This window comes from Mesorhizobium sp. M7A.F.Ca.CA.002.05.1.1 (assembly GCF_003998335.1).
Taxonomy (GTDB): domain Bacteria; phylum Pseudomonadota; class Alphaproteobacteria; order Rhizobiales; family Rhizobiaceae; genus Mesorhizobium.
The window spans coordinates 1-10,655 of sequence record NZ_RZQI01000117.1 but is presented as its reverse complement, the minus strand read 5'-3'; the positions used below and the strand labels follow the sequence as shown (position 1 = coordinate 10,655).

At 63.0% G+C, this 10,655-nt stretch carries 11 protein-coding genes; 2 read left to right on the top strand and 9 right to left on the bottom strand.

The annotated features are described in order from the left end of the window. The 7 genes from EN939_RS08790 to EN939_RS08760 form a co-directional block, all read right to left on the bottom strand. The coding region (locus EN939_RS08790; protein WP_127267703.1) for an ATP-binding cassette domain-containing protein at window positions 1-197 on the bottom strand (197 nt) is incomplete at its 3' end. 130 nt (window positions 198-327) lie between these two features. Further along, window positions 328-1,257, bottom strand: coding sequence for a 5-formyl-3-hydroxy-2-methylpyridine 4-carboxylate 5-dehydrogenase (gene fhmpcd1 / locus EN939_RS08785; RefSeq protein WP_127267702.1), 930 nt, complete (start codon window positions 1,255-1,257; stop codon window positions 328-330). After that, window positions 1,257-1,877 carry a glutathione S-transferase family protein gene (locus tag EN939_RS08780; RefSeq protein ID WP_013529861.1) on the bottom strand — a complete coding sequence of 207 codons (621 nt, stop codon included), beginning with the start codon at window positions 1,875-1,877 and terminating at the stop codon, window positions 1,257-1,259. The genes fhmpcd1 and EN939_RS08780 overlap by 1 nt, the downstream gene beginning before the upstream one ends. A gap of 26 nt (window positions 1,878-1,903) precedes the next feature. After that, entirely contained in the window at window positions 1,904-2,314 is a 411-nt protein-coding gene (locus EN939_RS08775) for a RidA family protein (RefSeq protein ID WP_127267701.1), read from the bottom strand. A 6-nt stretch (window positions 2,315-2,320) separates the two neighbouring features. Beyond that, window positions 2,321-3,454 carry an LVIVD repeat-containing protein gene (locus EN939_RS08770; RefSeq protein WP_127267700.1) on the bottom strand — a complete coding sequence of 378 codons (1,134 nt, stop codon included), beginning with the start codon at window positions 3,452-3,454 and terminating at the stop codon, window positions 2,321-2,323. A gap of 80 nt (window positions 3,455-3,534) precedes the next feature. Next, window positions 3,535-4,686: a cupin domain-containing protein gene (locus tag EN939_RS08765; protein ID WP_027039500.1), complete on the bottom strand. Its 1,152-nt coding sequence runs from the start codon at window positions 4,684-4,686 to the stop codon at window positions 3,535-3,537. A gap of 290 nt (window positions 4,687-4,976) precedes the next feature. Then, complete coding sequence (locus tag EN939_RS08760; RefSeq protein ID WP_127267699.1) at window positions 4,977-6,605, bottom strand: GMC family oxidoreductase; 1,629 nt, start codon at window positions 6,603-6,605, stop codon at window positions 4,977-4,979. Window positions 6,606-6,809: 204 nt separating this feature from the next. Between EN939_RS08760 and EN939_RS08755 the strand changes: the two genes are divergently transcribed. Next, window positions 6,810-7,487, top strand: a complete 678-nt coding sequence (locus EN939_RS08755; RefSeq protein WP_127267698.1) for a FadR/GntR family transcriptional regulator — start codon at window positions 6,810-6,812, stop codon at window positions 7,485-7,487. A 43-nt stretch (window positions 7,488-7,530) separates the two neighbouring features. Then, entirely contained in the window at window positions 7,531-9,078 is a 1,548-nt protein-coding gene (locus EN939_RS08750) for a GMC family oxidoreductase (RefSeq protein ID WP_164748746.1), read from the top strand. 58 nt (window positions 9,079-9,136) lie between these two features. Here the strand turns inward: EN939_RS08750 and EN939_RS08745 are convergent, their stop codons facing one another. Together EN939_RS08745 and EN939_RS08740 are read right to left on the bottom strand one after the other, a co-directional pair. Beyond that, entirely contained in the window at window positions 9,137-9,889 is a 753-nt protein-coding gene (locus tag EN939_RS08745; RefSeq protein ID WP_127267697.1) for a GGDEF domain-containing protein, read from the bottom strand. A 151-nt stretch (window positions 9,890-10,040) separates the two neighbouring features. Beyond that, the gene (locus tag EN939_RS08740) at window positions 10,041-10,406 is read right to left on the bottom strand and encodes a thermonuclease family protein (RefSeq protein WP_245456788.1); all 366 of its coding nucleotides are present in this window, start codon (window positions 10,404-10,406) and stop codon (window positions 10,041-10,043) included. Window positions 10,407-10,655 lie beyond the last annotated feature (249 nt).

The window sequence follows — 10,655 nt, the reverse complement described above, 5'->3', positions numbered from 1 at the left end:
ACCTTGAGCAAAGTGCTCTTGCCGCAGCCGGAAGGGCCGATAAGGGAAACGAACGATCCCTTTGGCACCGAAAGATCGATGTTCCTGAGGATCAGCTGCCGGGCGATGACCACCGAAACGCCTTTGGCGGAGATCAGATCGTCATGGCGGATATGGGCCGGCCTGTCGCCGGCGGCTCGGATGGTTTCAATGCGCATGGCTTGCCGCCCCGCGTGCTGTTTTCTGCCGCACCCGCACCATCTTGATGGCGAAGGCGCCCTTCACACAAACAGCCGACCGGTGGAACTCCTCGAACCGGCCTGCCCTCTGCGCACCATGTGACATTGGCTACTCCCGGCCTTCCAGGATGCGCCGCACCGCGACGAGCTTGCGCGCCCGTTCACCTTGCAGCGCTTTTGTCTGCTCGGGCGTGTAGGCAAACATGCCCTCGCCCGACTTGATGCCGAACTTCGACGCGGCCGTCTTCTCCAGCACCATCGGCGCGACATCGTCACGGTTGGAGAGATCGGCATTCAGGAAGGACGAGACGGATTTGTAGATATCCAGCCCCGCCATATCGAGCAGCGCCATCGGGCCGATGACGGCAATCTTGTAGCCGATGCCCCAGGATACGCAGGTGTCGAGGTCTTCCGGCTCGATGACGCCGCGCTCGACAAGATCGACCGCCTCGCGCAGCAGCGCATAGAGCACGCGGTTCTCGACGAAGCCTGGAACGTCCTTCTTCACCACCACCGGCAGCAGGCCGATCGAGCGGATGAGATCGCGGATAACAGTCACGGTTTCAGGCGCGGTCTTTTCGCCGCCGATCACCTCGATCATCGGGATGATGTGCGGCGGGTTCGACCAGTGCATGCCGACCATCCGCTCGGGTTGCGAGATATGCGCCTGCAGCTTGGTGATCGGGATGCCCGACGTGTCGGAGGCGACGATGACAGACGGGCCGATCAGCGGATCGATGTCGCGATAGGTCTGCGCCTTGATGTCGATATTCTCGGGCACGTTCTCGATCACCAGTTCGGCGCCATCGACGGCCTCGGCGATCGTCTCGACGAAACGCACGCTGCCGGCGCCAGTCCCGGGCGCCTTGATGTCGAGACGGTCGAGCACGCCGCCGGCGAGATCGAGCATGCCGCGGGCGCGCTCGATTGCCCCTGGCGAAACATCATACGCCGTCACATCGAGCCCGCCGCGCGAAAGCCGCGCGGCGATGCCTGGACCCATCGTTCCCAGTCCGATGAGAGCGGCGCGCTTGATCATCATGCCGCCTTTGCGGGAGCAGCAGTGGTTGCCGCCTTGAAAGCCGGCCGGGCGGCGATTGCGGCCACCCAGCGCTCCAGATTGGGCATCGACGGCCGGTCGATCTTGAAGTCGACGCAGCGCTTCAGGATCGGCGCGCAGGCAATGTCTGCAAGGGTCAGCTTGCCGAGCGCCAGGAAGTCCTTGCCGGCCAGGTGGCCGTCGACGATCTTGAGCTGCGCGACAAGGTCCTTCACTTGTTCCTTGTATTCGGCGGTCTGTTCTTCGGGCGTGAGCTTGGCGCCCTTGAAGGCCGCCAGGTAGCCCGGATTGACCGCAGCCAGCAGGAAGTCCATCCAGCGCTCGACCTCGGTCTTTTCGGCCGGCGTGGCGCCATTCAACTGTTCGCCGCCGAATGCCGCGAGATAGCGCAGGATGGTGTTGGACTCCCAGATCACGGTGTCGCCGTCGACCAGCGTCGGCACCTTGGAGGTCGGGTTGAGCGCCTTGTATTCCGCCGTCTGCGTGTTCTCGAACTGGCGGCCATAATCCTCGCGCTTGTAGGAGGCCCCCAGCTCTTCGAGCATGAAGAGCACCTTCTGGACGTTGCCTGATGTCTGGCGGCCTAACAGCTTGTACATGTCGTCTCCTCGCTAGTGTCCAAGGCCTACTTGCTCGCCGGCAGCGGCTTGTAGACGATGGCGTCCATTTCGATCTTGGTGTTGATGACGGCCTTTGCCTCGACGGTCGTGCGTGCCAGAACGGCGTCGCCGATCCCTTCGAGGAACGCCTTGTTGTAGCGGCCGAAATCGCGCGTATCCTCGAGATAGGTGGTGATCCGCACGACATCCGACAGCGTCGCGCCTTCATGCGCGATGACGCGTGCAATGGTCTTCAGCGTCGCCAGCGTCTCTTCCTCGATCGTGCCGCTGATCACGTTGTTGTTCTCGTCCTTCGGCACCTGGCCCGAGACGAAGATGAAATCGCCCGCACGCACCGCCGGATGAAACGGCAGGTTCGGGTTCTTGTTGCCGATGGCGTAGTGGCTGGCGGATTTTCGCGTGCTGTCGCTCAACATACCCCCCTAGAGAACGCTGGTTTCGATGATGTCGACGCCGCGGATGCGATCGATCAGGTAGACGATGCCGCGGTCGTCGATGGTCACGTCGTTGGACGAGGAACGCTCCGCCCCCTCCGGCGCGTCGGGCATGAAATGGCCGACTTCCTTTGGCGCGAACGGATCGGCGATGTCGACGAGGCGCAGCCCCTGCGCGAACCATGCAAACGGAATGACGGTTCCATTGAACCGCTCGGAGGGCTGGTGGCAGCCGGTCATCGGCGGTTGCGGCGCGCCATCCGGGTCGAGGCCCGGCACCTGGAAGGTCGAGATCGGCAACGGGTTGGTCTCGTCGGTGATGTCGTAGATCCAGGTGAAGGCCGGCGGCGAAGGTCGCAGTTTGGCGACATCCTCGTCCGCCACCACCATGATGTTGCGGCCCTTCAGCAACTGCGGGATCGGCAGGCAGGTGTGGGTGGGATGCGGAAAGCTCGGGCTCGAATTGACGTGCGAGACCAGTTTCGGCTTGGTGATGTCCGAAATGTCGAGGATGAACAGGCCGTGATGCCAGTAGCTGACATAGAGCCGGTCGCCCATGCGCAGCGGATGGTGGCAACGCGGCGTGACATAGTCATGCCACGGGTATTCTTCGCCGCCACCCGTCCACTGGCCGGGTATCCACCAGCGTCCGACCTCGACCGGCTGTGCCGGATCGATCAGGTCGAGGATCATCACGATGTTGCCGACATAACCGTCGGCGGTCGGCGAGATGTAGACGTAACGGCCGTCGAAGTCGTAGCGGTGGACGCCCTTGCCGCCGGTTATCCATTTCGAGATGAGCTTGGGCTGCGCCGGCTTGGTTGTGTCGTAAAGCGCCAGTCCGCCGCCGAAATCGGCCGGGCCGGCATCGCCAAAGCGCTCGTGGTTGATGATCATCAGCCCATCCTTGGCGCGCACCTTGTGCGAGTGCCAGCCGGGCGGAACATCGATCGTGGCTATCTTGCGCGGATTGCGCGGGTCGGAAATATCGACCAGCGTCGTGCCGCTCGGCGGCCGCATGTGGCCGATATAAAGGATGTTGCCATCGACCCAGACCTGGCCGCCGCCTGGACAGTCGACATGGCCGATCTGCTTGGTGTTGAACGCCGAAACCAAATGCATACACCCTTGCTGCTGAAGCGTCGTTTTCGATGTCCACGCCGCCAATCGCGGCGGGACAGTGCTTGCCGAAGGACCGGAAACTAGACGAGGCGGAGCAGATCGCCGGCCTGGTTGCGGCCCCAGCGCTTGTAGAGGAGCAGCGCCTTCTGCGTCGGCGCATCAGTGGCGCCGAAGAAGATCACCGGCTCGCTCGACGAGCCGTTGACATGCTCGACCCAGGAACCGCCAGGTATGGCGATGGTGTCGAACTGGTTCCAGTCATAACGTTTGCCGTCGATGATCGAATGGCCGTTGCCGCGGAACGGCGCCAAGAGCAGGCTGGCGGTCTCGCGCTGCGGCAAGGTCTTCTCGCCGGGGCGCAGCATCTGCACGTAGAAATTGATGGTGTGGAAGACGGGTCCGCCGGTGGTCGGATCGACATAGTCGATGACGATGCCTTCATGGGGGTCGCCATCCCAATCCTTGTGGGCGTCGAGGACCGCTTCCATCTTCTCCCAGCGATAGACATACATCGGCGACGACAGGCCGCCGCCGCGCTTGTGGTCGACGAAACGCGGCATCAGGCCACCCTCGCCATAGATGCGCTGTGAGTAGTCACCGGGATAGCGGGCGGTCTGCACCTTCTTCTCGACTTCCTTGCCATCGACCATCTCGGTGTATTTGTGGTCGAAATGGACGGCATGCAGCGTTTCGACCAGCGGCAAGTCGAGCACCGACAGGTTGACCGCCTGCTCGCCGCCGACGGTGCCATGATTGTGCCAGGCGTCGTTGGGCGTCAGCACCATGTCGCCCGGGCCAAAAACCACGTCTTCGCCCTCGACGCCGGTGAAATTGCCCTTGCCGGTCAGGCCGAAGCGGATGGCGCTCGGCGAGTGCTTGTGCGGCGGCATGATCTCGTCGGGATCGTTCAGGCGGTAGGCGGTGTACATGGTGCTGACCGATGCACGCTTGGGCGCAAGACCGGGATTGACCAGGATCAGCGAACGGCGCTCACTGTCGTCCATGGTCACCAGTTCGGCGGCGCGCTGCAGCAGCGGCTCGATGTCCGAATAGGACCACACGAAGGGAACGGCCTTCGACGTCGCCATCAGCTGCTTGATCTCGTCATGGTCGACGCCTTCCGACGTCGCCCAGAACGGAAACATGTTCTTTGCGTAGAGGGCGTCATAGAGGCCCTTGAGTGCTGCCTTCTTGTTGGTGAGCACATCGTTAGCTGGTTGCGCCAGGGACATATCGGACACCTCTCGTCACGAAGAAAATACTTCTAACCAACTCAACCGTATTCGCATTGGTTTTGCTCGACAATAGCCAAATTGCGAATTTTATAAGTTTTTGGTTGAGGTGCATTTTTGGAAGGCAAATGCCCAAAAATAGGCAGAATAGCCTAGAAATGCGCGAGATACGGCTCGCAATCAGGGCGTGGAACCGCTTCGCCACGGCCATGCGGAAGCGCATGACAGTCCAACCAACGCAGTTTTTCAGTCTCAACCAAAAGACTTTGGTTGTATTCCGGCCGCCTCTATCAGGCCGCCACGCTCTGTTGAGCGCGGCTGCGGATCAGATCCGCGGCCTTTTCGGCGATCATGATGACCGCCGCATTGATGTTACCACAGACGAGGTCGGGCATGACCGAGGCGTCCACGACACGAAGTCCGGCGATGCCGCGCACCCGCAATTCCGGATCGACCACCGATGCCGCATCGACGCCCATGCGGCACGTGCCGGCCGGATGATGCACGGTGATCGAGGTCTTGCGGATATGCTCGTCGATCTCTTCGTCGCTCTCGCATTTCGGGCCGGGAAAGAACTCCGCGCCAACGAACGGAGCCATGGACGGCTGGCTGGCAAGGTTGCGCGCAACGCGAAAGCCGGCGCGAAGCGATTGCCAGTCGCTCTGCGAGGACAGGAAGTTCTGGTGGATCAGCGGCGCAGCGACCGGATCGCTCGACGCCAGCTTGACGCTGCCGCGGCTCTCCGGCTGCACCGCAACGATACGGGTCGCAAAGCCGTCGGCGAACGGCGCCTTGAACGGCGACATGTAAGGCCATGCCCCCAGCGGTGCAGCGGTGAAAAGCAGCTGCACGTCCGGCAGCGGCCGGCTTGCGTCGCTCTTCAGGAATGCCACGACGCCGCCAGGCACATCTCCCGAAAAGCCCTTTCCGGTGAGATAGGTCTTGACGAAATCCAGCCCGATACGATCGGCCCGCATCATCTTGAGAAACGGTCCCGGCTGTTTGCGCCGATACATCAGGATGACCGAAACATGGTCCTGCAAATTCTTTCCGACCTGCGCACGATCGACCTTCGTCTCGATGCCATGCGCCGCGAGCTCACCGCCGTCGCCTATGCCTGACAGCATCATCAGCTGCGGCGTGTTGATGACGCCGCCGGCAAGCAGGACTTCGCGCCGCGCCAGAACTTCATGGCTCGCCCCGCCTCTGGTGTAGGCAATGCCCGCCGCGCGCCCATCCCTGAGCAGGATCTTCGTCGCCATCGCGCCGGTCAGCACCTTGACATTGCCGCGGCGCATGGCCGGCCGCAGATAGGCGGTCGCGGTCGAGCAGCGGCGGCCGTTGGCGATCGTCATCTGCAGCCGGCCGAAGCCTTCCTGTATGGCGCCGTTATAGTCGTCGGTCTGCGGGTATCCGGCATCACGGCTGGCTGTGGCGAAGGCATCGATCAGTTCGTCCTTGTACCGGCAGAACTGGGTGTTCAGCGGCCCGCTGCCACCACGGTACCGGCTTTCCCCCGCTTCCCAGCGCTCCTGCTTCTTGAAGTAGGGCAGCACCTTGTCGAACGACCAATCCGTCAGGCCGCTTGCCGCCCAGCGATCGTAGTCGCCGCGATTGCCGCGCACATAAGCCATGGCGTTGGTGGAGGAAGAGCCGCCGATGACCTTGCCGCGCGCGCATTCGACCTTGCGCCCGCCGACATTGGCCTCGGGCTCGCAGAAATACATCCAGTCGTGGCGGCGCTCGGTCAGTATCTTGCCCCAGCCGAGCGGGATGTGGATCATCGGATCGCGGTCCCAATCCCCCGCCTCCAGCAGAAGCACCGATACGGCAGGGTCCTCGCTCAGCCGGTTCGCCAGCACGCAGCCGGCCGATCCCGCACCGACAATGACGTAGTCAAAGGTTTCGCCAGCCGGCATGCGTGATCCTCGGGAGAAAGACGGTCCGCCGCGATGGCAACCGTCGACATGGGCAGTCAACCATCGCGCAACTAGTGTTGTCAACCATTGCGTACAGTTGTAGATTGGTTGAATTGGTTGAGTGCCGTCGAACAGGTTTTCGTGTCACAATATGATGTCGGGACGTTGAGTCGGCGGTCTGCCGATCGGACAGGAGATTTGGTTTTGAGCGCATTCGAGCCGCAGGTCGGACCATCGGATCTCGACGACATCATCGCCGCGGTCCGCCAGTTGCAGCAGGGCGGCGGCAAGCTTCCGTCCGAGCGCGATCTTGCGCAACATCTGAGCGTCAAGCGCCATCAGCTTCGCAAGGCGCTTGAAGTGCTGCGCCTTTCGGGCGACCTCAAACCGGCGCGCGCCAGGCGGGCGCCGACCGCCCTTCCGAGATATGGCGAGGAACTGGTCAGGGTAACCAATCCGATCGAGGTCCTGGAATTGCGCCTGATCATGGAGCCGGGCCTTGCCCGACTGGCGTCGCTGCGCGCCTCCTCTTTCGAGACGGCGCGGATCCTCGACGCGGCAACCACGCCGGAGAACGCCCCGTCGGGTGAGGTCGACTTCGCTTTCCATCTCGCGATCGTTGCCGCGGCCCGCAACCATCTCGCCGCGGAATTCTACAAGATGCTGCGCCAGGTCGGCGTCGATGCGCGGGTGAAAGTTGCGCGCACCGCAGCCCCCACCTGCCCCAAGCGGATCGCCCACCGCGACGGCGAGCATCGCCTGATCGCCGAAGCGATCTCGCAGCGCGATCCCGAAGCGGCAGAGGCCGCAATGCGCACGCACCTTTTGTCCGTGCAGAGACAGATCATGGAACGGTCGAATGCCGGCGCCTTTGCCGCGTGATCGTATCAGCTTCCGATAGTGAGCCTGTGCGGGGAATTTCAAATTGAAACGTCATTTCGACGTGCTGGTGATCGGTGCGGGATCCGCCGGCTCGGTTGTTGCCAGCCGGCTCAGTGAAGACCGGTCGTGCCAGGTCGGCCTCGTCGAGGCCGGGGCGATGCCGGCCGATCCCGACATCGCCGATCCGCTGAAATGGACGATGCTTCAGGGCCGCGCCTACGACTGGAGCTACCGGACCGTGCCCCAGCCCTTCACCGCCAACCGCGTCCATGAATGGCCGCGCGGCAGGATCGTCGGCGGCTCGAGCTGCCTGCATGCAATGGCCTATGTCCGCGGCCATGCCGATGATTTCGAACCCTGGGCGCAAGCTGGCGGCGAGCGCTGGTCCTATCGGGGGTTGTTGCCGGGCTTCATCCGCAGCGAAGCCTTCACTGCCTTCGACGGGCCGACACGCGGCATGAGTGGCCCGCTGGACGTCTATCTGCCGGACGCCGAAGTCAGTCCGGTCGTGCGGGCCTACATCGCCGCCGGGCGCGCCATGGGTGCTCCCGCCCTGAGCGACCACAACAGCGGCGAACTGGTCGGCACTAGTCCCAATTCACTCAACATACGTGACGGCAAGCGCCTGAGCGTCGCCGACGCCTATCTGTCGTCGCAGGTCATGGCGCGGCCGAACCTGACCTTGCTTGCCGGCCACGAGGTCGAGCACCTGGTGCTGGACGGCCACAAGATCACGGGCGTGAGCGTGGTGTGCGGGGGCCAGACCGGAACGCTCTGCGCCGACCGGATCGTCCTTTGCGCCGGCGCAGTATCCACGCCGCTCATCCTCATGCGGTCGGGCATTGGCTGTCCCGATACGCTGAAGCAAGCTGACATACGTTGCCTTGCCGATCGCGACGATGTCGGCCGCAACCTGCAGGATCATCTGCTGGCTCTCGGCAATGTCTACAGCACGAAGAAGCCGGTGCCGCCTTCCCGCCTGCAGCACTCCGAATCGCTGATGTACCTGCACAGCGATGACCCGACCCGCTCCACGGGAAGTCCCGATATCGTGCTGGCCTGCGTCGTCGCGCCGTCGGCGGCCGAGGGCCTGAAGACCCCGCTTTATGGCTCGGCCTTTACCATCCTGTGCGGCGTCACTCATCCAACAAGCCGCGGGCGCATCACACCGAGCGGGCCTGGTCGCAATGACAAGCCGGTCATCGACCCGCATTACCTCGAAACCGAACACGATCGCGCGACATTCAGGATGGCGTTGAAGCGGGCGCGCATGGTCGGCCATCATGCGGCTCTGGGCGAATGGCGCGATATGGAGATCCTGCCAGGCGCACCGGTTCAGTCCGATGCCGAACTCGATGCTTTCATCGCCAGGGCTGCTTCCACCCATCACCATCCGGCCGGCACGTGCCGGATGGGTCGTGACACTGAGGCCGTCGTCGATCCTGACTTGCGGCTGAACGGCTTCGACAATGCCTTTGTCGTAGACGCCTCGGTGATGCCGGCGATCCCGAGCGGACCGATCAACGCCGCGATCGTCGCCATCGCCGAAACCTGGGCGGCGTCTTCACGGGCTACCCCGTCCTCAGCGTAACCGCGGCCGCGTCCGACAGTTCCCCTGGGTTCCGAATGGCTCTGGCTCCCAGCGATTGTCAGCTATGGAGATGCGTCAGTTCAAACGCGGCTCCGTCCTGGACGCCGGCCATGCGCTGCTCGGCGGACCGGAACATGTCCGCGAACTCCACCTGGTTTTCGAACACCACGCCGCCGACCTTGACGGTCAGGGCATCCTCGGTCCCTTTTGGCGCGAAATAGACTTGCGCGATGCGCGCCCGGATACGCTCGCCGATTTCCCTGGCTTCTGCTTCGGTCGCGCCGGCGAGGAAAACCCCGAACATCGACGTCCCCATGCGTCCAACCAGATCCTCCGCACGCACCGACGATTGTATGGTCGAGGCTATGAGCCGCAAGGCCTGATCGCCCCATTCAAGACCAAAGCGCAGGTTGATGGACCGCAGATGTTCCGAATGGATGACCAGGAAGGCGCCCGATTTCGGCCCCGGTACCGACGGCCGTGCCGTTCTTTTTTCGACCATCGACGTGAAGACCGCTCCGTTCAGGCAGCCGGTCATGGTGTCGAAGGTTGCCGACTTGTCGAGTTCCCGGCGATAGCGACGAAGCTCGATCCGTTTTAATCCAACGAACAGAAAAAGCGGAACGCCAAGGACAACGGGCAACAGGATTGCCGTGATCATGCTGCGCCCAAATGGCGTCAGCGCCTCGGAGAACAGGAGCAGATAATTGAGGCCGACGGAAACGCCCAGGATTGCAGCGGTTCCCAGAAAGGTCAGCAAAGCGACGCTTTTCCATGCCTGGTCGGTGGTGCTCGCCATAGTCTTTATCACTGGCCGATCTCCTGTGGTTGGGCTGGTATAAGGCCGGTGTGTTGCAATTTCAGTTTCAAGGAAGCTTGCAATTTAATCGATTGCGTGATGACCCCATCAAGGCTGCGCCCGTGGCGGTTAACAAACAAAACATCAGGGAATGAATGGCAGGCTATTGCGCCGGGCCGAATATGCCCATCTCAGCCTTTCGGGCTGTCGCCTCCGCCTTGCCGTAGATGCCGCTCGGCAGCGCCGTGGCCCAGCCGTTGGAGACAAGCCAGGCGCCGACATCCTGCTTGCCCAGCCTGCACGGTGCGGCGACGGCAAAACGCTCGACGTCCGGCGGTACGAAACAGTGCAGCGCGCGTCCCCTCAACCAGGAATTGAAAACGGCGCGTGCGCGAAGGCCGCAAGGCCAGGTGACGTCATGAAACGAGCAGGAGCTGTCGAGATCGATGCCCCGCACTCCGCTGATGACCACCTTGCGGCCCATGGCTTCGAACATCGCCGACGATGTGGCAATCGGGCGGTAGAGCAAGACCTCCCGCCAATCCCCGGGCATTGGCGTTTTCGGGGGCACGGCGAGACCGAGCTCGCTGAGTGGCGGACGGGGCTCGGCCCTTTCGATCTCAGCGGGATCAAGCCGTGGCGGAGCGATCAGGTCTTGAGCAACCTTGCGCGCCGGCTCCAGGCGTTGTGCGTCGGCAACCGGGGCAACCGGCCGGATAGGCCGGGTATCGCCAACATCCGGCCACGGGGCACGGACAGGCCGAGCGACCGAAAGCAA